Origin of the sequence: Microbacterium sp. SORGH_AS_0454, from assembly GCF_031453395.1 — a bacterium.
Classification (GTDB): Bacteria; Actinomycetota; Actinomycetes; order Actinomycetales; family Microbacteriaceae; genus Microbacterium.
Genome location: NZ_JAVIYS010000001.1, coordinates 1,809,403 through 1,830,293 on the forward strand (window position 1 = coordinate 1,809,403; position 20,891 = coordinate 1,830,293).

The window sequence follows — 20,891 nt, forward strand, 5'->3', positions numbered from 1 at the left end:
ATCCGGATGCCGCAGCGAAATGGATCCGGATCCGATGCACGGATCCGCATCCGGCGGGCGGCGCGCGCCCCGGGCTCAGCCGCCCGCGAAGGGCGGGAGCACGTCGACGTACGTGACGCCGTCGAGGGGGACGTCGTCGTCGTGGCGCGTGCCGTCGACGAGCACGGCGCAGCGATCCAGGATGCCGCCGAGTGCGGGGTGGTCGGCGACGACGGCCGTGCGCACAGCGGCGAGGGTCGGTTCGGTGCGATCCTCGGCATCGGTTCCCGCCGCCTCCGCCGCCGCGGCGAAGTAGCGCACGCGCACGCTCACGCGGGTTCTCCCTCAGCGGTGGCGTCTTCGCCCGGGCGCAGCCAGTCGCCGGACTTGCCGCCGGTCTTCGACACGATGCGCACGTTCTCGATGAACGTGCCCTTGTCCATGCCCTTCACCATGTCGACGATCGCGAGAGCCGCGACGGAGACGCTCGTCAGCGCCTCCATCTCCACGCCCGTGCGGTCGGCGGTGCCGACGGTCGCCTCGATCTCGACGCCTTCGTCGGTGATCTCAAGGTCCACCGAGGCGCGGTGCACGCCGATGACGTGCGCGAGGGGGAGGAGCGCGGGGGTTGACTTCGCGGCCTGGATGCCGGAGATCCGCGCCACGGCCAGCACATCGCCCTTGGGGGCGGTGCCGTCGCGGAGGGCGGCGACCACCTCGGGCGCGCAGCGCACGAAACCGCGCGCGGTCGCGGTGCGGACGGTGGGCTGCTTGAGCGTGACGTCGACCATGCGGGCGTGGCCCGCGGCATCCAGGTGGGTGAAGGTCATGGAATCAGCATGACATCGAGCGGGTCGCCCACCGACACGGTGGACACCTCGGCGGGGACGATCGCGAAGGCCTCGGCGCGGGCGAGGGACGCGGCCAGGTGCGAGCCGGAGCCGCCCGCGGTGGCGGGGCGGACGGTGCCCTCGACGAGGTCGATTACCGCCGGAAGGTACTGGCGTCGGCCGGGGGGCGTCGTCCAGCTCTCGGATGCCGTGAGTCGGGCCAGGCGTCGATCGATGACCGTGCGCCCCTGCAGTGCCAGCAGAGCGGGGCGCACGAACACCTCGAACGACACCGCGACACTCACGGGGTTGCCGGGGAGACCGAAGACGAGGCGGCCGTCGTCGAGGACGCCGAAGGCCTGCGGCTTGCCCGGCTGCATGGCGATCTTCTCGAAGGAGATGCGGTCGGACAGGGCCTGGCGCACGGGTTCGTAGGCCCCCGCGCTCACACCGCCCGTGAAGACGACGACGTCGGCGTCGTGGGCCCGCTCGAGGAGGGCGTGGATCGCGCCGGCTTCGTCTCGAAGCGAGGCGATGACCGTCACCTCGGCGTCGGCGTCCGCGATGAGAGCCGCCAGGAGTGTCGAATTCGAGTCGGGGGTCTGCCCGCGCCCCGGCACGGTGCCCGGAGCGACCAGCTCGCTGCCGGTGGAGACGACCGCGACGCGCGGGCGGCGGCGCACGACGAGCTCGGCCACGCCGGCCGCGGCGGCAGCGGACAGGGCCCAGGCCCCCAGTCGCTCGCCGGCCGCGAGGACGACGTCGCCGGCACGGGTGTCCCCGCCCCGACGTCGGATGAACACCCCCGCGGCGGCGGGGGCGCGGAGCACCTCGACGACACCGAGCGAGTCTTCGAGACCACCCGCGGTGTCCTCGAAAGGGACGACCGCGTCGGCTACGGCGGGAATGGGCGCGCCCGTCATGATGCGCACCGCCTCGCCCGGGCCGAAGGCCGGGTCGGCCGAAGAACCGGCCGGCAGATCGGCGACCACGCGCAGGGTCGTCGGGGTGCCGGCATCCGCCCCCTCGACGTCGGCGAATCGCACGGCGAAACCGTCCATCGAGGAGTTGTCGAAGCCGGGCAGGTCGTGCGCCGCGAGGACCGGCTCGGCGAGCGTGCGACCGCTCGCGTCGGAGAGGACGACCGTCTCGGCGGGCAGGGCCGAGACGGCGGCGAGCACGCGGGCGCGGTGCTCCTCGACGGTGAGCAGCGGGGTCATCGGGGCCTCCGGGGTCAGGGTGAGACGGCAGGGCGTGCCGCCGGGACGAGCGGGATCACGTCGTGCCGGGCGCGCAGGGCGTCGATCACGACGAGCCGGCCGAGCAGGGGGTCCCCGGCGCCGGTGACGAGTTTGATCGCCTCGGTGGCGAGCATGCCGCCGACCTGCACGCACAGCGACCCCAGCACACCCACCTGCGCGCACGTCGGGGGCTCGCCGGCGGAGCCCGCGGGGAACAGATCGCCCAGGACGACCGGGGCGTAGCCCTCGGGCGGGGCCGACCAGAACACCGTGAGCTGCGCCGCCCACTCCTGCACGGCTCCCCAGACGAGGGGGATGCCGAGCTCTTCGGTCGCGGCGGCGACGGCCTCGCGGGTGTCGAAGGTGTCGCTCCCATCGATCACGAGGTGGGCGCCCGCGAAGAGTTCGCGTGCATTGTCGGCGGTGAGTCGCACGTGTCTCTCGTGGACGAGGGTGAGAGGCGAAAGATCGTGCACGGCGCGCGTCGCGGAGGCGGTCTTGGCGGTGCCGATGTCGTTGACGCGGTGCATCAGCTGGCGTTGCAGGTTCGTGCGCTCGACGGTGTCGTCGTCGATCACGACGAGTTCGCCGACCCCCGCGGCGGCGAGGGCGAGCAGCACGGGCGAGCCGAGACCCCCGGCTCCGACCACCGCGATGCGGGCCGAGGCGAGACGGCGCTGGCCCTCTTCGCCGATCGCGACGAGCACGGCGTGACGGGCGGTCCGGATGAGTTCTTCGGGGGCGAGGGATGCCACCGGCTCGACGAGCGGTCTCATCCGCCGATCGCGCTCATCGTGCGCTCGGGCTGGACAAAGTCGGCACGCGCCAATCCGACGCGGTCGGAGCCGTGGGCGCGGGGCTTGGCCCACATGGCATCCCGCCAGACCTGCGCGATCCCCTCGTCGTCGGCACCCGACCGCAGGGTCGAGAGCAGATCGGTCTCTTCGTGCGAGAACAGGCACGAGCGCACCTTGCCGTCGGCGGTCACGCGCGTGCGCGTGCACGCCGAACAGAACGGCTCGGTGACCGAGGAGATGATGCCGACGTGACCGGCCACCGCGGTCTCGCCGGGGCGGCGCACCTCCCACCGCTCGGCGGGGGCCGCGCCCCGCCCGCGGGGATCGGGGGCGAGCGAGAACGCCGTCTCGATCTCGGTGCGGATGTCGTGCGCCGAGATGACGTTCGTCGCCGTCCATGAGCGGTCCCCGTCGAGGGGCATGTCTTCGATGAAGCGCATCTCGAAGCCGTTCGACACGGCCCAGTCGACCAGCGGAACGATCTCGGTGTCGTTGATGCCGCGAAGCAGCACCGCGTTGATCTTGATGGGGCCGAGACCGGCGGCACGTGCGGCCTGAAGACCTGCGAGCACCTTGTCGAGGTGCGGGCGGCGGGTCAGCTCGGCGAAGGTCTCGGGATGCAGCGTGTCGAGCGAGACGTTCACGCGGGTCAGTCCCGCGTCTTGCAGCGCCTGGGCCCGACGGTCGAGGCCGACGGCGTTGGTGGTCATCGAGATGGGGAGGTCGGGGTTGTCCTCACGGATGCCGGCGATGATGAACTCGAGGTCTTTGCGCACGAGGGGCTCGCCCCCGGTGAGACGCAGTTCTTCGGCGCCCAGCGACTGCACCGCCACGCGGACGATGCGGCGGATCTCGTCGGTGCTCATCAGCTGCGCCTGCGGGAGCCACGGCATCCCGTCGGCCGGCATGCAGTACGTGCAGCGGAGGTTGCACTTGTCGATGACCGAGACGCGCAGGTCTGTCGCGACGCGACCGAACCGGTCGAGCAGGCCTCCCTCGCGGGGAGCTGCGGCCCCGCTCTCGCGGATCGCGCCGAGAGTGCTCGGGGCGCCGGTGCCGCGCAGAACCGTGGCGCCGAGGGGTACCGCGACCGGTCCCGGGGCGGCGACGTCGTGCGCAGCTTCCATGGGTCGAGCCTAAGTCAGCGCAGACGGGGGTGGGGCGGTGGCGCCTCCGGGGCTGGACCGCGGGGGTACGGTCGGGGGATGCCGAACACCTATCGCATCGCGCAGGCTGCGCGTCTTCTCGGAGTCAGCGACGACACCGTGCGCCGGTGGATCGATCAAGGGGTGCTGCCGACGACCGGGACCTCGCCGACCGAGATCCCCGGAGCAGCCCTCGCGGAGCGGGCCGTGGCGCTCGCCGACGAGCCCGACGATCCGACGGGTATCGCCTCGAGCGCGCGCAACCGCTTCGTCGGGATCGTCACGCGCGTGCGCATCGACGGGGTGATGGCGCAGGTCGACCTGCAGTGCGGGCCGCACCGAGTCGTGTCGCTGATGTCGGCCGAGGCGGCCGAGGACCTCGCGCTCGAGCCCGGCTCCCTGGCGGTCGCGTCGGTGAAGGCGACGGTCGTCACGGTCGAGGCGCCGCGCGGTTGACGCCGGCGGACTCCGCGGGCCGAACTCCGGAGATCCGGGGGTCGAGATAGCTCGGTGGGGCCATCGTGGGGCTCGAGAGCCGATTTCTCCGGAGTTCGGCGCACGGGTGCTCGGCGTAGGAATCCGTGGAAACGGGTCCAGCGCGTCCCGGAGTCCGCAGATGCGGAATACTGAGGGCAGAGCGAGCCGTCGGCGTCGCCGAAAGGACTTCTCATGCGCCGCAGTCTCCGCTTCTTCGCCGTTCTCGGTGCCGTCGCCGTGCTCGCCTCGGGCTGCGCGAGCGCGAGCTCGGCGACGGACCCGGCTGCGTCGGCATCCGAGGACTCCCTCTCGGGGACCGTCGAGGTGTACGCCGCGGCCTCGCTGCAGCGCTCGTTCGACGAGATCGCCTCGGCGTTCGAGGCGGCCCACCCCGGAGTCACGGTCAGCGCGGTGTACGACGGATCGAGCACCCTCGCGACGCAGATCGGCGAAGGCGCTCCGGCTGACGTCTTCGCCTCGGCCGACGAGAAGAACATGGCGAAGGTGAAGACGCAGGCCCCCGCCCCCCAGCTCTTCGCCGGCAACACGCTCGTGATCGCCGTGCCGAAGGGAAACCCGGGCGGCGTGGCCACCCTCGCGGACCTCGCCCGCGTCACGACGGTGCTGTGCGCCCCCGAGGTGCCGTGCGGCGCTGCCTCGGCGACCCTGCTGTCGAACGCGGGCGTGAGCGTGACCCCTGCCAGCTCCGAGCAGAACGTCACCGCGGTGCTGACCAAGGTCGCGGCGTCCGAAGCCGATGCGGGCCTCGTCTACGCCACCGACGTCAACGGTCGCGACGACGTCGAGACCATCGTTCCCGCCGGTGCCGACGCGGTCGTCAACCGGTACCCGATCGCCGCGCTGACCGATGCGCCGAACCCCGTCCTCGCCGCGGCCTTCGTGGCGTTCGTCCTCGGCGAGGACGGGCAGCGCGTGCTCGCCGACGCCGGGTTCCGCGCCCCGTGAGCGAGACGGGCTACGTCCCCCGCTGGTTGATCGTTCCGGCGGTGGCCGGCTTGCTCTTCCTCCTCGTCCCGCTGACCGCACTCGTGTCGCGCGTGCAGTGGGCGACGCTGTGGAGCGACGTCACCTCCGAGGCCGCCCTCTCGGCTCTCGCCCTGTCGCTGGGCACGGGGGCCGCGGCCACCGCGGTGTGCGGGGTCGTCGGTATCCCGCTCGCGCTGCTCATCGCGCGCAGCCCCGCCCGCACGGCAGCCGTGCTGCGGGCCCTGGTGACGGTGCCGCTCGTGCTGCCGCCGATGGTCGGCGGCGTCGCCCTGCTGTACCTGTTCGGGCGCAACGGCTGGTTCGGTTTCCTCGGCCTGCCGTTCACCACCCCCGCCGTCGTGCTGGCGCAGGTGTTCGTCGCTCTGCCGTTCCTCGTGCTCGCGGTCGAGGGGGCGCTGCGCAGCACCGGCGTCGAGTTCGAGCGTGCCGCCGCTTCTCTCGGCGCGAGCCGTGCGACGATCCTGCGCCGCATCACGCTCCCGCTCGCGGCCCCCGGCATCGTCGCCGGGGTCGTGCTGTGCTTCGCCCGCGCGATCGGGGAGTTCGGGGCGACCGCGCTGTTCGCCGGCAACCGCCCGGGCGTGACGCAGACCATGCCGCTCGCGATCTACACGGCGTTCAACGGCGCGGGCGTCTCGCAGGGCACCGCGGTGGCGCTGTCTCTCCTGCTGTTGATCACCGCTGTCGCGGTGCTGCTGCTCGTGCGCGGATGGCGGCCGGGGGTGGGCAGATGACGATCCCGGATGCCGCGGAGCTCCGCGCCCGCATCGCCGTGCGCCGCCGAGACTTCGTCGTCGACATCGCGCTCGACGTCGCCCCGGGCGAGACGGTGGCCGTGATGGGGCGCAGCGGCGCGGGCAAGTCCACGCTGCTCGGTGCCCTCGCCGGGCTGACCCCGCTCGACGAGGGCGAGATCTCCGTCGACGGCCGGGTGCTCGATCGCGCACCGCGGCTGCGCACGGCCCCGATGGAGCGCGGGATCGTGCTGCTCGGTCAGGAGGCCCGGCTCTTCCCGCACCTCACCGCGCGCGAGAACGTCGCCTTCGGTCCGCGGTCGGCCGGGGTCCCGGCATCCGTCGCTCGCTCCCTCGCCGACGAATGGCTGGACCGCGTGGGGCTCCCGGGAACGGGTGATCGTCGCCCCGCGCGGTTGTCGGGCGGGGAGCAGCAGCGCGTGGCCGTGGCCCGGGCGCTCGCCGCCGAACCCCGGGTCGTGCTGCTGGACGAACCGCTCGTGGCCCTCGACGCGGTCACGGCTTCGGAGATCCGCGCGATGCTGCTCGAGCGTCTCGCGGGGGTGACCACCGTCGCCGTCACGCACGACGCGATCGATGCGGCCGCTCTCGCCGACCGGCTCGTGATCGTGGAGCGCGGACGGGTGACGCAGGAAGGGCCCGTGCGCGAGGTGCTCTCGGTCCCCGCCACCGACGTGGCGGCGCGGATCGCGGGACTCGAGCGCCTCGAGGGCGTGGCTCGAGGCGGCGCGTTCGTGCGCGGTCAGCTGCGGCTGGAGTCGACGGATGCCGCATCCCTCGCCCTCGCGCGGACCGAAGGTGTGGCACTGGCCGCCGTCTTCCCCGCGTCGGCCGTGCGTCTCGGGGAGGGGACTCCGGCCCTCGTATCGCACCTCGAGCCGACCCCGACCGGCGTCCGGGTGGTCACCGATCACGGAGCCGCGGAGGTCCCCCCGGCCGAGGCCGCGTCGATCCGACCCGGCGACACGGTGCTCGTGAGCATCGCTGCCGAGCGCGTCCGTTTCGCCGCCGCCTCCTGATTCAGCCCGCCACCACGCGTCCGTTCTCGAGCCTCACCTCGCGGTCGACGAGAGCGTCGGGCACGTCCGCGTGCGAGACCAGGATCACCGCGCGATCGCGGTCGACCGCGCCGAGCAGGTCGCGGAGGAGGGCGTCGGATGCCGCGGGGTCGACGCCCGCGGTGGGCTCGTCGAGCACGAGCACGGGAAAGTCGCGAAGGATCGCCCGCGCCAGGGCGAGGCGCTGCGCCTGGCCGCCCGAGACGAGCCCGCCCCGCTCGCCCACGTCGGCGTCGAGGCCACCGCGCTCTCGCGTCCAATCGTCGAGCCCGACGCGCTCGAGCGCCGCCCACAGGTCTTCGTCGGTCGCGCTCTCGCGCGCGAACAGCAGGTTCTGGCGCACCGACTCGTCGAAGAGGTACGGCGACTGCTCGATCAGACCGACGGTGCGCCGCAGGTCGTCGCCCGAGATCTCGCGGGCCTCGAGACCGCCGAGCCGGTACGACCCCTCGTAATCGAGGAAGCGGGTGAGCACGTGCGCCAGCGTGGTCTTGCCGGCGCCGCTCGGGCCGGTCACGAGGACGCGCTCGCCGGGACCGACGCGGAGGGCGACGTCCTCGAGGCGCCCGGAATCGCCGTCGGCGTCACCGCGCGCCGGCCAGTGGGCACGGATGCCGCTCAGCTCGAGGCCGGCGCCGAGGACGGGGGCCTCATCGGTCGGGGCCGGTTCGTCGCGGGGGAGGCCGTCGGGGGTGGTCTCGGGCACGGCCTCGGCGATGCGCTCCGCGGCCGACCGCACCTGCCGCCACGAGGCGAGGGCGAGGGGGACCGGGCCGAAGACCTCGAACACCGCCATCGGCAGCAGCACGACGACCGCAAGGCCCGGCCCCGACAGTGCGCCGCCGGTGACAGCGGGGGCGGCGACGAGAAGGGCTATGAGGGAGGCGACACCGGCCAGCACCGACACCGCGCCCGAGGTCCGCCCCTGGGCTCCGCCGCGTCGGACGACGGCCCGGCGCAGTGCGGCGTCGGCTCGACGCACGCGCTCGATCGCGGCGTCCAGGGCTCCGTACGCCGTCAGCACGTCGAGATTGGCGAGCAGGTCGTGCACCGCGTCCGCGACGGCGGCGCGCAGCGGCGCGATCGAGCGCTCGGCGCGGGCGCCCGCGGCCCAGCCGACGGCGACGGCGAGGCCGAAGGCGGCGACGAGGCACACCAGCAGGACGACGGCCGCGGGCCACGAGACGAACGCGGCGAAGATCACGGCGGCGAGAGAGGTCAGCGCGGCGACCGCGAGCGGCAGCACGACCCGCAGGGGCAGGTTCTGCAGCTCTTCGACGTCGTCGACCACGCTCGAGAGCAGCCCTCCGCGGCGGGAGCGGGCGAGACCGTCGGGGGGCGAGCGGTACGAGGTCGCGCACGAGGTCGGCGCGGACTCCCGCGAGCTGGTGCAGAGCGGCGTCGTGGCCCGTGAGGCGCTCGAGGTAGCGGAAGACCCCGCGCGAGAGCGCGAACGCGCGCACTCCGACCACCGCCATCGACAGGTACATCACGAGCGGTTGCTCGGCGGCCCGGGCGATGAGCCAAGCGCTCGCCGCGAGCAACGCGATCGAGCTCGCCGCGGTCCCGACACCCGACAGCACCGCGGGTGCGAATCGTCGGGGCGAGGGCAGGGCGGAACTCAGGATGCCGCGCACCCGGGCGTTCACGAGCGCACCGCCTGGGCCGCGCGTGGGGTGCTCGACACGGGCGTGCGCTCGTCGGTGCGAACGGCGGACGACGGAGATTCGCGCGGGGGCGTCAGCTCGACCACGCGGTCCGCGATCGCCCGGGCGGAGCGGCGGTGCGAGACGAGAAGGACCCCGCGACCGGCATCGGCCTCGCGGCGCAGGGTCGCCCAGAGATGCGCTTCGGTGTCGGTATCCAGAGCGCTGGAGGGCTCGTCGAGGACGAGTGCCGGCACCCCGCCGACCCGCGCGCGGTACAGCGCCCGCGCGACCGCGACGCGCTGCGCCTGCCCACCCGAGAGTCCTGCACCGCCGGCGCCGAGCGCGATGGCGGGATCGATGTCGGCTGCTCCGGCGTCGGCGAGGGCCGCGGCGACCCGGGCGGAGTCGACCGGGGAGCCGAACGAGACGTTCTCGGCCACCGTGCCCGTGACGAGACCGGGTCGTTGTCCCGCCCAGGCCACCGAGTCCCGAGCGTGCGGCACGGTCACGCCGTCGACCCGCACCTCGCCGTCGTGCGCGGCGAAGCCGAGCAGCGCCGCGATCAGAGACGACTTGCCGACGCCGCTGGGGCCGTTCACGAGCACCACCTCGCCGGGCCCCACCGACAGCGAGACGGTGGGGAGAGCGTGCCCCTCGCGGTGCACCCTGACGCCCTCGAGCGCGATCGTCGAGCCGAGCGCCGGGGTGACGGCATCCGGAGTCTGCCCCTCGGGAGTCTCGGCCGAGCGGGCGGCGTCGAGGGCGTCGAAGATCTCGTCGGTGGCCGCGACCCCCTCGGAAGCCGCGTGGAACTGCACGCCGACCTGGCGCAGCGGCAGGTACGCCTCGGGCGCCAGCAGCAGCACGAAGAGCCCGATCAGCAGCGTGAGGTCACCCGAAAGCAGACGGAAGCCGATGGTGACGGCGACGATCGCGACCGAGATGGATGCCAGGAACTCCAGCGCGAAGCCCGAGAGGAACGACACGCGCAGCACCGTCATCGTCTCGCGCTTGTAGTCGCGCGTGATCGTCTCGATCGAGCGCGCCGCGCGGTGCTGGCGTCCGAAGGCCTTGAGCGTGCCGAGGCCCTCGACGGTGTCGGCGAAGCGTGCGGCGAGGCGGCCGAGGGTGCGGTACTGCCGTTCCTGGACGCCACGGGTGGCGAGACCGATCAGCACCATGAACAGCGGGATCAGGGGAATCGTCAGCACCACGATCAGGCCCGAGAGGGGGTCGGCCAGCGCGATGGCGCCGATGAGGATCGGCATGGCGATCGCGGTGGCCACGAGCTGCGGCAGATACCTACCGAAGTAGGCATCGAGTGCGTCCAGACCGTGGCCGGCGGTGAGCGACAGCGACGCCGAGTTTCGGCGGGCGAGCCAGCCCGGACCCAGACGTGTGACCGCGCCCACGAGCGCTGCCCGCAACTGCAGCGACGCCGCCGCCGCGCCCCGCGCCGCCGTGCGCTCCGAGGCAGCGATCAGCAGGCCCCTCAGGAGCACGAGCGATGCCGCCACGCCGATGTATCCCCACAGCTCGCCGACCGGTCGGCCCTGGATCGCGCCGACGAGCGCTGTGGCGAGCGCCCACGCGAAGCCGACGGTCACGCCGGTCTGCGCGAGCACGATCGCCGCGGTCACGGCGAAGAAGCCGCGGGAGGCGGTGGCGTAGCGGAGCAACCGCGGGTCGACGGGTCTCATCGGTCAGTGGGCGACGAGCGCGGCCTTCTCGATCCGGGCGCGGGTGACGCGCTTGCGGAACACCCAGTAGGTCCAGCCCTGGTAGGCGAGGATCAGCGGGAGGAAGATGAGCGCCGCCCAGCTCATGATCGTGAGCGTGTAGTCGGTGCTCGAGGCGTTGTCGATCGTGAGGCTCGAGCCCGCCGCGAGCGTGGAGGGCATGACGTTCGGGAACAGCGCGAAGAACAGCGCGGCGACGGCGGTGACGATCGTCACGGCGCCGAGGGTGAAGGCGGTGCCCTCGCGGTCGCGGGAGTTCGCGAGCCACGAGCCGATCAGCGCGAGCGCGGCGATGCCCGAGAGGGCGACCACGCCGAGGAACAGCGGAGCGCTCGCGGCGTTCGCGATCGTCCAGACGAGGAAGAGTGCGGCCAGGGCGATCGTGACCAGGCCCGCGCGTGCTGCGAGACGTCGAGCGTCGGCACGCACCTGCCCGTCCGTCTTGAGCGCGACGAAGTAGAGCCCGTGCAGGAAGAACAGGGTCAGGGTGGTGAGTCCCCCGAGGATGCCGTAGGGGTTCAGCAGCGTGAGCACGCTGCCGACGTACTCGTGGTCGGCATCCAGCGGCACGCCCTGCACGATGTTCGCGAAGGCGACGCCCCAGAGGAAGGCGGGGACGGCCGATCCCGCCACGATCATGCGGTCGAAGGTGCGCTTCCACTTCAGGGACTCGCGCTGGTGGCGGTACTCGAACGAGACACCGCGGGCGATCAGGGCGATCAGGATCGCCAGGAGCGGCAGGTAGAAGCCGCTGAACAGGGTCGCGTACCACTCGGGGAAGGATGCGAACAGCGCGGCACCGGCGACGATCACCCAGGTCTCGTTGAGGTCCCAGACGGGGCCGATCGTGTTGATGATCTGGCGGCGGGCGATGTCGTCCTTGCCGAGGAAGGGGATCGACATGCCGACGCCGAAGTCGAACCCGTCCAGCACGAAATAACCGACGAAGAGGAAGGCGACGATCCAGAACCAGAGGTATGCGAGATCCATGAGGGGCTCCTAGTAGACCGTGGTCGGGGTGTTCTCGACCGAGTCGTCTCGCTCGGCGTCGGGATCAGGCAGGGGCTCGGGGCCCTTCTGCGCGAACTTCACGATGAGGCCGAACTCCACGACGGCGAGGGTGGCGTAGACGAGGGTGAAGGCGATCAGCGAGATGAGCACGCTCCAGCCCGGGACGCTGGGGGAGACCCCGTCCTGCGTGAGCATGAGGCCGAACACGATCCAGGGCTGACGGCCCATCTCGGTGAAGATCCAGCCGACGAGGCTCGCGAGCATCGGCAGGGGAGCGGCCCAGATCGCCACGCGCCACATCCACGGGGCGACCGGACGGGTCGCCTTCTTGCGGGTGACCCAGAGGCCCGCGATGCTGACGAGCGCCGCGATCCCGCCGAGCGCGATCATCCAGCGGAAGGCCCAGTAGGTGACCCAGAGTACGGGGGCGAAGTTGCCGTCGACCTGGTCGGCGAACTGGGGGAACATCTGCTGGCTGTAGAGGGTGTTCAGGTCGTTGATGCCTTCGACGCAGCCGTCGAGCGAGTGCGTGGAGAGGATGCTGAGCAGGAAGGGCACACGGATCGAGAACAGCTCGCTCGTTCCGTCGGGCGTTCCGAGCGTGAAGATCGAGAACGAGGCATCCTGCCCGCAGACGGTGTTGAAGGTCGCTTCGGCCGCCGCCATCTTCATCGGCTGCGTGGCGACCATGACCAGACTCAGCTGGTCGCCCACGATCGCGACGAGCACGAAGGACACCAGCGTCGACCACAGGCCGAAGCGGAGCGTCTTGCGCATCATGTCGGTGTTGCGACCGCGTGCCATGTGCCACGCCGAGACGGCGACGACGACCATCGCGGCGAACATCCAGCCCGCGAAGATCGTGTGCGGGAAGGCCGCGAGGGCGACGGGATTGGTGAGCATCGCCCAGAAGTCGACGAGCTCGGCGCGGTGGCCGTCGGCCGACATCTGGTAGCCGACCGGGTTCTGCATGAAGGCGTTCGCGGCGATGATGAAGTAGGCCGACAGGGTCGCGCCGATCGACGCCATCCAGATGCTCGCGAGGTGCGCGAGGCGGGGGAGCTTGTCCCACCCGAAGATCCACAGGCCGATGAAGGTCGCCTCGAGGAAGAAGGCGAGCAGTCCCTCGAAGGCGAGGGGGGCGCCGAACACGTCGCCGACGAAGCGCGAGTACGCCGACCAGTTCATTCCGAACTGGAATTCCTGGACGATTCCGGTGACCACGCCCATGGCGAAGTTGATGAGGAAGATCTTCCCGAAGAAGCGCGTGATGTGAAGCCATCGCACGTCTCCCGTCCGATACCAGGCGGTCTGGAAGATCGCCACGATGAGCGACATGCCGAGCGTCAGAGGCACGAAGAGGAAGTGGTACAGCGTCGTCAACCCGAACTGCCAGCGGGCGAGGGCGAGGGGGTCGAGCCACTCCATCAGGAGCCTCCGATCGAACCGGATTATGTGGTCAGACCACATGCTACGCCGGGCCTCATCGGCGCGCCGGGGGATCCCTCGGCGTCGAACGATATACTCGGCAAGTCATTTCTGACCCGCCTGGAGGCGCCGTGTCTGTCCGTCTGAGCCTGCTCGCGATCCTCGACCGCGGCACCTGCTACGGCTCCCAGCTGCGGGCCGAATACGAGCGGCGTACCGGAGCGCGGGTCAATGTCGGCCAGGTGTACACGACCCTCGAGCGCCTCGAGCGCGACGGGCTGGTGCAGGGCGCCGGGCTCGACGACGAGGCGCGCGTGCTGTGGGAGCTGACCGCCGAGGGCCGCGTCGAGGTGCGAGCGTGGCTGGGCGGTGCCTCGCTGGTCGAGGGGCGCGACGACGTCGCCCTCAAGGTCGCGCTCGCGGTGACGCTCCCGGGAGCGGATGTGCCCGGCATCCTGTCGGTCCAGCGCGAAGCGGTCCGCGCGGCGCTCGCCGAGGTGCGGGAGGAGTGGACGGATGCCGTTCCCGCCGCCATCGTGCAGGCGGCGCGCCGTGCGCGGCTCGAGGCGGACCTCCGGTGGCTCGATGAGGTCGAATCGCTCACCGCGGGGGTGGAGCCGTTCGACCTGTCGGAGCAGCGCCCACGCCGCGGTCGTCCCGCGCGCAGCGTCGGCTGATCCCGACGTATCCGGGATCCGCCGTCGCGTCAAGGGCCGCGCGGTTCGGGGGCGGACAGCGCACTCTGGGATGACCCGGAGGAGCCAAGGAGTCGTCGCATGGTCATGGAAGCACCCCTCAGTCGCCCGGGATCATCGAAGGCTGCGGCTCGCGCCGCGGCGAAAGCGGCCCCCTCCTCGACTACGCCCGCCCTCACCGAGATCCCCTGGACGCGCGTCGATCTCGATCTGTACGAGGTCGCCCGCGAGGGGTACATCGTCGGATACGTCGAAGTCGTCGGCGCCGTGTTCGTGGCGCTCGGCGGACCGCGCTACGACCGCGCTGTCGAGGTCTCGCAGCACCTCACGTTCCACGCGGCCGTCGACGCGCTGGTGCGTCGCGTCTTCTGAGGCACGCGCCGCGCGGAGTAGGTTCCCGAGGGTGAGGGATCGCCGTGCCCGCGGCATCCGGTCACCGCACCAGGGTGTACCCGGCCTCGTCGATCGCCGCGGTGAGAGCGGCCTCGTCGGCTGAACCCGTGATGCGCACGAGCGAGGCGTCGCCCGCACGCAGGTCGACGTCGACGACCTCCACGCCGTCGAGCGCGTTGAGCTCTTCGCTCACGGCGCGAACGCAGTGCTCGCAGGTCATCCCCTCGACGCGGAGCACGACGGAGGACGCCTCGTCCGAGGCGACGGCGGGGGTGGATGCCGCGCTCTTGCACCCGCAGCCGTCGCCGCAGCCGCCGGCGGGGGCCGAGGTGAGGCCGAGGTCGATGCGCTGTTCGGTCATGTGCGTCTCCTTACGAGCGGACCAGGCGAGCGATCGCCTGGTTCGCTTCTTTCAGCTTCTCGTCGGCGACGGGGCCGCCCTGTGCGGCCGCTTCGGCCACGCAGTGGGAGAGGTGGTCGTCGAGCAGGGAGAGGGCGACGTTCTCGAGCGCCTTGGTCACGGCCGAGACCTGGGTGAGGATGTCGATGCAGTACTGGTCGTCGTCGACCATGCGCGCGATGCCGCGCACCTGGCCTTCGGCGCGGCGCAGACGCTTGAGGAGGTCGTCCTTGTGGCCCTCGTATCCGTGCATACCCCGATGATACCCCCATGGGGTATGCCTAGCACCGTCTTGCGCCGTGTCAACCCCCTCGGAATCCACGCTCGACGGGCGGATGGTCGGAACATCAGGAGGTCGACATGTTCTCTCGTCGCACCGGTGGTGGTCAGCGATGACCGCCGATCCCTTCCCCACCGGCCCCCATCGCCCCGTGCGCATCCCGCACCTGCCCCCGTTGCGCTCGCAGCGGCGAGAATCGAAGGATGACGCGAACACTGGCAGCGCTGCCGGGCGCCGCCCGGAGACTGTGCCTCAGCCGAAGAAACGGCGAGATCTGCACCCGTGAAGACGGCCACCGCGGCCTTCACCACCGCACCGGCGGACGACTGCTCTGGAGTGACCTGCAGGCCGACCCGCCCGAGTGCGTCGCGGGTGGGACTCCCGCCGAACCCGCCCCGACGCTCGATGACGGATTTCCCGGCGGCCGGGCACTGTGCCCGGTCTGCTGGGCGTTCGTGAACCGTGACGACGGCGGTCTGCTCGAACCCCACGACTCGTGGCGAGGGGACGAGTCGCGCGCCGAAGCCGACCGCCGTCGCGAGTGGTTCAACGCGTACGGGTGGTGACGAGCGCCGCGCGCCCGTCCACGATCTCGACCGTCTCGTCGAGGGCGTCGCGGTGCACGAGGTCGTGCGTCACGAGCAGCGTCGCGGTTTCGCGTTCCCGCGTCAGTCGAGACAGCAGAGCCATGATCTCCCCGCCCCGGGCGGTGTCGAGAGCGCTCGTCGGCTCGTCGACCAGCAGTACCCGCGGCTCGTGCACGAGAGCGCGCGCGATCGCCACCCGCTGACGCTGACCGCCGGAGAGCTGGGCGGGCCGACGATCGGCCAGAGCGCCGAGACCGACGGCCTCGAGCAGCTCGTCGACCCGTGAACGAACGAGCGCACGCCGTTCGCGCCGGTCGGGGCCGCCGAGCTCGGCCATGACCCGCAGCTGCTCGCGAGCGGTGAGGGCCGGGAGCAACTGCGGCTGCTGGAACACGATGCCGATGCTCTGGCGCCGCAGCGCCGTCGCCGCCGCGGCGCTGAGCCGGGTGGCATCCGTCCCCGCGACGATCACGCGCCCGGAGTCGGGGCGAACGAGGGTGGCGGCCAGGGCCAGCAGGCTCGACTTGCCCGAGCCCGAGGGGCCGGTGATGCCGGTCACGATGCCCGGGCGGCCCTCCAGGGTGACATGGTCGACGGCGGTGACGCGGGCGTCTGCGTCGGGATAGGTGAGGGTGACGTCGTCGAGAAGGATCATCGGGTGCTCCCGAGGGCGGTGAGGGGGTCGGAGGAGGTGACGGTGCGCAGCGACACCGCGGCACCGAGCAGGCCGAGCACGACCATGACCGCCGCGGGGGCGAGGGTCGTGAGCGGGTTCAGGACGAAGGGCAGCGCTGCGCCGGCGAGGGTGCCGAGCAGGGCGGTCAGGCCGATCCCGATGCCGACTCCGAGCCCCAGCACGACCAGAGCCTGACCGAGGGCATCGCGCACGAGTGCGGGAGTGCTCGCCCCGAGCGCTTTGAGCACGGCGATGTCGGCCGAGCGCTGCATCGTCCAGACCGTGAAGAACGCGCCGACCACGAGCGCCGAGACGCCGAACAGCATCGCGATCATCAGCGCGAGCGAGCCGATCTCGGAGCGGAAGGTCGTCAGCGCCGTGAGGCTCGACAGGGGAGTGGATGCCGTGGTCCCGGTGTCGGCGGCCACGGTGTCCCACGCCGGGGAGCCGGTGACGGCGAGAAGCGTCGGTTGCCCCGTGCCGCCCAGGTGCTGATCGAGAGTCGTCCACGCGTGCGCGTCGAGTGTGGCCACGGGGGTGTGGCTGTACCACCGGTCGCCTTCGATCGCGGCGACGCGGTATGAGAATCCCGCCACCGTGACCTCGTCGCCGACCGTCGCGCCCAGGCTCTCGGCCGCACTCGCCGACAGGTCGATCTCATCGTCGCGGTGGGGAGCGCCGAAGCTCGTTCCCGCGTCGAGGCCGAACAGGGCGACGGCGCCGACGGCTCCGGGTCCCTCCGCCCGTGTCTGCGTGATCCCGACGGCGGTGACGCTATCGACCCCCGGGGCCGCGCGCCATGCCGCGACGGTGTCGTCGTCGATCGTGGAGTCGGCGAAGGTCGCGCTCGCGCCGCCGACGGGGTGCAGGACGAGCCGGTCCCCGGGCAGGGCGAGAACGGCCGAGACGTTTTGCGCTGCGAGTCCGCCCGTGAGCCCGGAGAGGAACCCGACGAGCAGGGTGATGAGGGCGACGACCGCCCCGATGAGGGCGAATCGCCCGCGGGCGAACCGCAGATCGCGCCATGCGACGTACACGTCGCCTCCTTCCGCCGGCGTCTCTCGTCGGCTCCGTCCCACCCTCGTCCGGACCGCTCCGGCCGTCATCGGCGGGGTGGGCGAACCCTTCCTCCACCTTTCGGATGATCCGCCGGGGTCCCGGCATCCGTAGCCTGGATCGGGAAATGACCCATCGACCCCTCGCCCCGGTCTTCGCGGGGCTGCGCGCGGGCTTGCACGCTCTCTTCGGCGGACTGCTCGCTCTCGTCGTCGCGCGCGTGCTGCTGACGGACGGGTCCGTGCTCGCCCTCGTGCTCGCGGGAGCGCTGGGCGCGGTGTACCTCGCGGGACTCTGGATCGCCCGCGCGGGGCGATCGCGGCGCGGTGTCGTGTGGGTGGCGGCGCTCACGGTGGTGTGGGCGGCGCTGGTGTGGCTCGTCCCCGAGGCCGCGTATCTCGTCTTCCCGCTCTTCTTCCTGTACCTGCACGTGCTCCCGGGGGGAGCGGGTCCCCTCGCGGTCGTGGGCACGACCGCCCTCACGATCGCGGCCTTCGCCGTCCACGGGGGTCTCACGGTGGGCGGCGTCGTCGGGCCCGTCGTCGGTGCGGGTGTGGCGCTTCTCATCGGCCTCGGCTACAACGCCCTCGAGCGCAGGGCCGCGGAGCGCGAAGCCCTCGTCGCCGAGCTTCTCGCCACGCGCGACCGGCTCGCCGCCGCCGAGCGCGAGCAGGGGACCCTCGCCGAACGAGCGCGCCTGGCCCGCGAGCTGCACGACACCGTGGCGCAGGGACTGTCGAGCATCCAGATGCTGCTCCACGCGGCGGAGAGAGCGGATGCCGAGGGTCCCGGCATCGACCACGTACGGCTGGCGCGCCAGACGGCGGCAGACGGCCTCGCCGAGACCCGGCGGTTCATCCGAGAACTGGCCCCGCCGAGCCTCGACCGCGGCCTCGGCTCCGCCCTCGAGCGTCTCGCCGGCGGATGGGGTGCTCGCGAGGGTATCGACGTGGAGGTGGAGGTGGATGCCGTGGTCTCGCTGCCCATGGACGCCCAGACGGCCCTGCTGCGCATCGCCCAGGGGGCCCTCGCGAACGTCGCCCAGCACGCGCGGGCACGCTGCGTGCGCATCCGGCTCGTGCCGCAGTCGGGCGGGGCGCGTCTGACCATCTCCGACGACGGCGCCGGGTTCGACGTGCGACGCGCCGAGGCCGCGGCATCCGGAACGGACTCTTTCGGACTCCGGGCCATGCGCGAGCGCGTCGATCAGCTCGACGGCGTGCTCGACGTGGACAGCGCGCCGGGTGCCGGATCCACCATCACCGTGGTGCTGCCGGGGGGAGCGTCGTGATCCGCGTGGTGATCGCCGACGACCACCCGGTCGTACGGGCGGGCGTGCGCGCCCTGCTCGACGCCGAGACCGACATCGAAGTGGTCGGAGAGGCCGCCGACGCCGACGAGGCCGTCGCTCTCTCGGCATCGCTGGCGCCGGAGCTCGTGCTGATGGACCTGCAGTTCGGCGAGCGGGCCGCGGGGGCCGAGGCCACGCGGCGGGTGCGTGCGCTCGCCGCCCCGCCGTACGTCCTCGTCCTGACGAACTACGACACCGACGGCGACATCCTCGGCGCCGTCGAGGCGGGGGCCAGCGGGTACCTGCTGAAGGACGCCCCGCCCCACGAACTGCTCGCGGGCGTCCGCGCCGCCGCCGCGGGGCAGAGCGCCCTGGCCCCGGCGATCGCGGGGCGCCTTCTGGCTCGCCTGCGCGAGCCCCGCGTGACCCTCTCGGCGCGCGAGATCGAGGTGGTGCGACTCGTCGCCCGAGGGGCCTCGAACGCCGAGGTGGCCGCCCGTCTGCACATCACCGACGCGACGGTGAAGTCTCACCTCGCGCACGTCTTCTCGAAGCTCGGCGTCTCGTCGCGCACCGCCGCCGTCTCGGCGGCGCGGGCTCTCGGCATCGTGCGCTGAACCCTCTCGCGACGGGCACTCCCCGTACGATGGCTCCATGATCCGGGTGCGCGTCGTCGGGGTCGCGCTCGACCCGGGTCAGCAGCACGTCATCCTGCTCAAGCCCGTCGATACCGCGACCGACGGCAACCGGGTGCTCCCCGTGTGGATCGGGCCGCAGGAGGCCATGTCGATCCTCGTCGCGATCGAGCGCACCGGCTCGCCGCGGCCCCTCGCGCACGACCTCATGACCGCGATGCTCGGCGAGCTCTCGGCATCCGTGGACCGCGTCGAGATCACCCACCTCGACGAGGGGACCTTCCACGCCCGGGTGGTGCTGAACACCCCGGCGGGGCCACGGACCTTCGACTCCCGTCCCTCGGACGGCATCGCCCTCGCGTCCCGAGCCGATGCACCGATCCTCGTGGCGAACGCCGTCTTCGACGAGGCCGGTGTGCCGGACGAGGCCGTCGAGCTCGACGGCGGGGGCGAGGACGAAGACCGGGTGGAGGAGTTCCGGCGCTTTCTGGAGGGGCGTCGATCCCGAGGATTTCCAGGGCTAGCACCGATCCCTGGTGCCTCCGGACGCTCCTAGACTCGCGGAGGGACCGCGCGGCGCGGCCCGTCATGCACGACGAACGGGGAACCAATGCAACTCGCCATGGTCGGACTCGGACGAATGGGCGCCAACATCGTCCGCAGGCTCATGAAGGACGGTCACGACTGCGTCGTGTTCGACGTGAACCAGGATGCCGTGGCGTCGCTGGTCGCGGAGGGCGCCACCGGGGCGACGAGCATCGCCGACCTGGCCTCGAAGCTGCACAAGCCCCGCGCCGTGTGGCTCATGATCCCCGCCGGTCTCACCGGCACGGTCGTCGACGAGGTGGCCGAGGTGCTCGAGCCGGGCGACATCATCATCGACGGCGGCAACTCGAACTACCGCGACGACGTGCGTCGTGCGAAGAAGCTCGACGAGAGCGGCATCCACTACGTCGACGTGGGCACCAGCGGCGGCGTCTTCGGTCTCGAGCGCGGCTACTGCCTCATGGTGGGCGGCCACGACGAGGCCGTCTCCCACCTCGAGCCCGTGCTGCGCACCATCGCCCCCGGTCCCGGAGAGGTCGAGCGCACGCCCGGCCGCACCGGCGACTACACGACCGAGGAGCGCGGGTACCTGCACTGCGGTCCGTCGGGCTCGGGCCACTTCGTGAAGATGGTCCACAACGGCATCGAGTACGGCATCATGGCCGCGCTCGCCGAGGGGCTGAACGTGCTGAACAACGCCGACGCGGGCCTGCGTCAGGGCGAGCACTCCGCCGAGGTGGCGCCCCTGGAGGAGCCCGAGTACTACCAGTTCGACATCGACACGGCTCGCGTCACCGAGCTCTGGCGCCGAGGCTCGGTCATCTCGTCCTGGTTGCTCGACCTCACCGCGGCGGCGCTCGCGCAGAACCCGACGCTCGACGGTCTGGCCGGCCGCGTCTCGGACTCGGGCGAGGGACGCTGGACCGTCAAGGCCGCCGTCGACACGGGTGTGCCGGTGCCCGTGCTGGCCGCGTCGCTGTTTGAGCGGTTCGCCTCGCGCGGCGAGGACCACTTCGCCAACCAGGTGCTCTCGGCGATGCGTCTGCAGTTCGGCGGGCACCAGGAATTGCCCGCGGGCGATGTGCTCGAGGCCGGACAGAAGAAGGCCGAGAGCGGTCGCGACTGACCCTCGTGCAAGCGCCCCCGCCGTCGGTCGTTCACGCCGACGGCGGGGGCGTCGTCGTTCGTCCGTGGTGCTGCGGGGGAGACTAGAGG

At 72.1% G+C, this 20,891-nt stretch carries 23 protein-coding genes and 1 pseudogene; 11 read left to right on the top strand and 13 right to left on the bottom strand.

The features are described 5' to 3' along the window. Positions 1-75: 75 nt before the first annotated feature. Genes QE454_RS08365 through moaA form a run of 5 tightly spaced genes read right to left on the bottom strand, consistent with a single transcriptional unit; the run spans position 76 to position 3,974 of the window. Positions 76-312, bottom strand: coding sequence for a MoaD/ThiS family protein (locus QE454_RS08365; protein WP_210073383.1), 237 nt, complete (start codon positions 310-312; stop codon positions 76-78). Next, positions 309-809, bottom strand: coding sequence for a cyclic pyranopterin monophosphate synthase MoaC (moaC, locus tag QE454_RS08370; RefSeq protein ID WP_307456186.1), 501 nt, complete (start codon positions 807-809; stop codon positions 309-311). The genes QE454_RS08365 and moaC overlap by 4 nt, the downstream gene beginning before the upstream one ends. After that, complete coding sequence (gene glp, locus QE454_RS08375; protein ID WP_307456184.1) at positions 806-2,029, bottom strand: gephyrin-like molybdotransferase Glp; 1,224 nt, start codon at positions 2,027-2,029, stop codon at positions 806-808. The genes moaC and glp overlap by 4 nt, the downstream gene beginning before the upstream one ends. A 14-nt stretch (positions 2,030-2,043) precedes the next feature. Next, positions 2,044-2,826 (bottom strand): HesA/MoeB/ThiF family protein, encoded by a 783-nt coding sequence (locus QE454_RS08380; protein WP_307456181.1) that lies wholly within the window; start codon positions 2,824-2,826, stop codon positions 2,044-2,046. Beyond that, on the bottom strand, positions 2,823-3,974 hold the full coding sequence (gene moaA / locus QE454_RS08385) for a GTP 3',8-cyclase MoaA (RefSeq protein WP_309668584.1): 1,152 nt from the start codon (positions 3,972-3,974) through the stop codon (positions 2,823-2,825). Before moaA ends, QE454_RS08380 begins: the two co-directional genes overlap by 4 nt. Positions 3,975-4,052: 78 nt before the next feature. Here moaA and QE454_RS08390 point away from each other — a divergent pair, with 78 nt between their 5' ends. The 4 genes from QE454_RS08390 to QE454_RS08405 all read left to right on the top strand — a co-directional run bounded on the left by QE454_RS08390 (position 4,053) and on the right by QE454_RS08405 (position 7,251). Then, complete coding sequence (locus QE454_RS08390; RefSeq protein WP_267787843.1) at positions 4,053-4,448, top strand: molybdopterin-binding protein; 396 nt, start codon at positions 4,053-4,055, stop codon at positions 4,446-4,448. A 213-nt stretch (positions 4,449-4,661) separates the two neighbouring features. Next, entirely contained in the window at positions 4,662-5,435 is a 774-nt protein-coding gene (modA, locus tag QE454_RS08395; protein WP_307456177.1) for a molybdate ABC transporter substrate-binding protein, read from the top strand. After that, the gene (modB, locus tag QE454_RS08400) at positions 5,432-6,211 is read left to right on the top strand and encodes a molybdate ABC transporter permease subunit (RefSeq protein ID WP_307456174.1); all 780 of its coding nucleotides are present in this window, start codon (positions 5,432-5,434) and stop codon (positions 6,209-6,211) included. Before modA ends, modB begins: the two co-directional genes overlap by 4 nt. After that, entirely contained in the window at positions 6,208-7,251 is a 1,044-nt protein-coding gene (locus tag QE454_RS08405; RefSeq protein ID WP_307456172.1) for an ATP-binding cassette domain-containing protein, read from the top strand. Before modB ends, QE454_RS08405 begins: the two co-directional genes overlap by 4 nt. Before the next feature lies 1 nt (position 7,252). Here QE454_RS08405 and cydC read toward each other — a convergent pair. The 4 genes and pseudogenes from cydC to QE454_RS08425 form a co-directional block, all read right to left on the bottom strand. After that, positions 7,253-8,939 (bottom strand): annotated as a pseudogene (cydC, locus tag QE454_RS08410) (thiol reductant ABC exporter subunit CydC). Next, positions 8,936-10,639, bottom strand: coding sequence for a thiol reductant ABC exporter subunit CydD (gene cydD / locus QE454_RS08415; protein ID WP_307456166.1), 1,704 nt, complete (start codon positions 10,637-10,639; stop codon positions 8,936-8,938). The pseudogene cydC and the gene cydD overlap by 4 nt, the downstream one beginning before the upstream one ends. Positions 10,640-10,642: 3 nt before the next feature. Beyond that, positions 10,643-11,668 (bottom strand): cytochrome d ubiquinol oxidase subunit II, encoded by a 1,026-nt coding sequence (gene cydB / locus QE454_RS08420; RefSeq protein ID WP_307456164.1) that lies wholly within the window; start codon positions 11,666-11,668, stop codon positions 10,643-10,645. 9 nt (positions 11,669-11,677) lie between these two features. Next, a complete protein-coding gene (locus tag QE454_RS08425) occupies positions 11,678-13,117 on the bottom strand; it encodes a cytochrome ubiquinol oxidase subunit I (protein ID WP_307456162.1) in 1,440 nt (479 codons plus the stop codon). Between the two features lie 131 nt (positions 13,118-13,248). Here QE454_RS08425 and QE454_RS08430 point away from each other — a divergent pair, with 131 nt between their 5' ends. Both QE454_RS08430 and QE454_RS08435 read left to right on the top strand, forming a co-directional pair. After that, positions 13,249-13,794, top strand: coding sequence for a PadR family transcriptional regulator (locus QE454_RS08430; protein ID WP_307456160.1), 546 nt, complete (start codon positions 13,249-13,251; stop codon positions 13,792-13,794). Between the two features lie 99 nt (positions 13,795-13,893). Beyond that, positions 13,894-14,184, top strand: a complete 291-nt coding sequence (locus tag QE454_RS08435; RefSeq protein ID WP_307456157.1) for a hypothetical protein — start codon at positions 13,894-13,896, stop codon at positions 14,182-14,184. A gap of 61 nt (positions 14,185-14,245) precedes the next feature. On the opposite strand, the gene QE454_RS08440 is transcribed toward QE454_RS08435, so the two are convergent. Both QE454_RS08440 and QE454_RS08445 read right to left on the bottom strand, forming a co-directional pair. Next, complete coding sequence (locus QE454_RS08440; RefSeq protein WP_210073417.1) at positions 14,246-14,566, bottom strand: heavy-metal-associated domain-containing protein; 321 nt, start codon at positions 14,564-14,566, stop codon at positions 14,246-14,248. Between the two features lie 10 nt (positions 14,567-14,576). Beyond that, the gene (locus tag QE454_RS08445; protein WP_210073419.1) at positions 14,577-14,858 is read right to left on the bottom strand and encodes a metal-sensitive transcriptional regulator; all 282 of its coding nucleotides are present in this window, start codon (positions 14,856-14,858) and stop codon (positions 14,577-14,579) included. Positions 14,859-15,088: 230 nt separating this feature from the next. Between QE454_RS08445 and QE454_RS08450 the strand changes: the two genes are divergently transcribed. Then, complete coding sequence (locus tag QE454_RS08450) at positions 15,089-15,451, top strand: hypothetical protein (RefSeq protein ID WP_307312934.1); 363 nt, start codon at positions 15,089-15,091, stop codon at positions 15,449-15,451. On the opposite strand, the gene QE454_RS08455 is transcribed toward QE454_RS08450, so the two are convergent. Together QE454_RS08455 and QE454_RS08460 are read right to left on the bottom strand one after the other, a co-directional pair. Continuing rightward, positions 15,432-16,127 (bottom strand): ABC transporter ATP-binding protein, encoded by a 696-nt coding sequence (locus tag QE454_RS08455; RefSeq protein ID WP_267787826.1) that lies wholly within the window; start codon positions 16,125-16,127, stop codon positions 15,432-15,434. The genes QE454_RS08450 and QE454_RS08455 overlap by 20 nt on opposite strands. Beyond that, complete coding sequence (locus QE454_RS08460; protein ID WP_307456155.1) at positions 16,124-17,185, bottom strand: ABC transporter permease; 1,062 nt, start codon at positions 17,183-17,185, stop codon at positions 16,124-16,126. The genes QE454_RS08455 and QE454_RS08460 overlap by 4 nt, the downstream gene beginning before the upstream one ends. A gap of 146 nt (positions 17,186-17,331) precedes the next feature. Between QE454_RS08460 and QE454_RS08465 the strand changes: the two genes are divergently transcribed. Genes QE454_RS08465 through gnd form a run of 4 tightly spaced genes read left to right on the top strand, consistent with a single transcriptional unit; the run spans position 17,332 to position 20,802 of the window. Beyond that, on the top strand, positions 17,332-18,495 hold the full coding sequence (locus QE454_RS08465; protein ID WP_210073425.1) for a sensor histidine kinase: 1,164 nt from the start codon (positions 17,332-17,334) through the stop codon (positions 18,493-18,495). Further along, on the top strand, positions 18,492-19,112 hold the full coding sequence (locus QE454_RS08470) for a response regulator transcription factor (RefSeq protein ID WP_210073427.1): 621 nt from the start codon (positions 18,492-18,494) through the stop codon (positions 19,110-19,112). Before QE454_RS08465 ends, QE454_RS08470 begins: the two co-directional genes overlap by 4 nt. Positions 19,113-19,149: 37 nt before the next feature. Next, positions 19,150-19,686 (top strand): bifunctional nuclease family protein, encoded by a 537-nt coding sequence (locus tag QE454_RS08475; RefSeq protein WP_309668586.1) that lies wholly within the window; start codon positions 19,150-19,152, stop codon positions 19,684-19,686. Between the two features lie 54 nt (positions 19,687-19,740). Beyond that, on the top strand, positions 19,741-20,802 hold the full coding sequence (gene gnd, locus QE454_RS08480; RefSeq protein WP_267787821.1) for a phosphogluconate dehydrogenase (NAD(+)-dependent, decarboxylating): 1,062 nt from the start codon (positions 19,741-19,743) through the stop codon (positions 20,800-20,802). The last annotated feature ends 89 nt before the right edge of the window (positions 20,803-20,891 follow it).

Coding starts and splice junctions, on each gene's coding strand:
- QE454_RS08425 (WP_307456162.1), bottom strand. CDS start 13,117: ATGGAGTGGCTCGACCCCCTCGCCCTCGCCCGCTGGCAGTTCGGGTTG.
- QE454_RS08455 (WP_267787826.1), bottom strand. CDS start 16,127: ATGATCCTTCTCGACGACGTCACCCTCACCTATCCCGACGCAGACGCC.
- QE454_RS08440 (WP_210073417.1), bottom strand. CDS start 14,566: ATGACCGAACAGCGCATCGACCTCGGCCTCACCTCGGCCCCCGCCGGC.
- cydD (WP_307456166.1), bottom strand. CDS start 10,639: ATGAGACCCGTCGACCCGCGGTTGCTCCGCTACGCCACCGCCTCCCGC.
- gnd (WP_267787821.1), top strand. CDS start 19,741: ATGCAACTCGCCATGGTCGGACTCGGACGAATGGGCGCCAACATCGTC.
- QE454_RS08390 (WP_267787843.1), top strand. CDS start 4,053: ATGCCGAACACCTATCGCATCGCGCAGGCTGCGCGTCTTCTCGGAGTC.
- QE454_RS08380 (WP_307456181.1), bottom strand. CDS start 2,826: ATGAGACCGCTCGTCGAGCCGGTGGCATCCCTCGCCCCCGAAGAACTC.
- moaC (WP_307456186.1), bottom strand. CDS start 809: ATGACCTTCACCCACCTGGATGCCGCGGGCCACGCCCGCATGGTCGAC.
- QE454_RS08450 (WP_307312934.1), top strand. CDS start 15,089: ATGACGCGAACACTGGCAGCGCTGCCGGGCGCCGCCCGGAGACTGTGC.
- QE454_RS08475 (WP_309668586.1), top strand. CDS start 19,150: ATGATCCGGGTGCGCGTCGTCGGGGTCGCGCTCGACCCGGGTCAGCAG.
- modA (WP_307456177.1), top strand. CDS start 4,662: ATGCGCCGCAGTCTCCGCTTCTTCGCCGTTCTCGGTGCCGTCGCCGTG.
- cydB (WP_307456164.1), bottom strand. CDS start 11,668: ATGGATCTCGCATACCTCTGGTTCTGGATCGTCGCCTTCCTCTTCGTC.
- QE454_RS08465 (WP_210073425.1), top strand. CDS start 17,332: ATGACCCATCGACCCCTCGCCCCGGTCTTCGCGGGGCTGCGCGCGGGC.
- moaA (WP_309668584.1), bottom strand. CDS start 3,974: ATGGAAGCTGCGCACGACGTCGCCGCCCCGGGACCGGTCGCGGTACCC.
- glp (WP_307456184.1), bottom strand. CDS start 2,029: ATGACCCCGCTGCTCACCGTCGAGGAGCACCGCGCCCGCGTGCTCGCC.
- QE454_RS08435 (WP_307456157.1), top strand. CDS start 13,894: ATGGTCATGGAAGCACCCCTCAGTCGCCCGGGATCATCGAAGGCTGCG.
- QE454_RS08445 (WP_210073419.1), bottom strand. CDS start 14,858: ATGCACGGATACGAGGGCCACAAGGACGACCTCCTCAAGCGTCTGCGC.
- QE454_RS08405 (WP_307456172.1), top strand. CDS start 6,208: ATGACGATCCCGGATGCCGCGGAGCTCCGCGCCCGCATCGCCGTGCGC.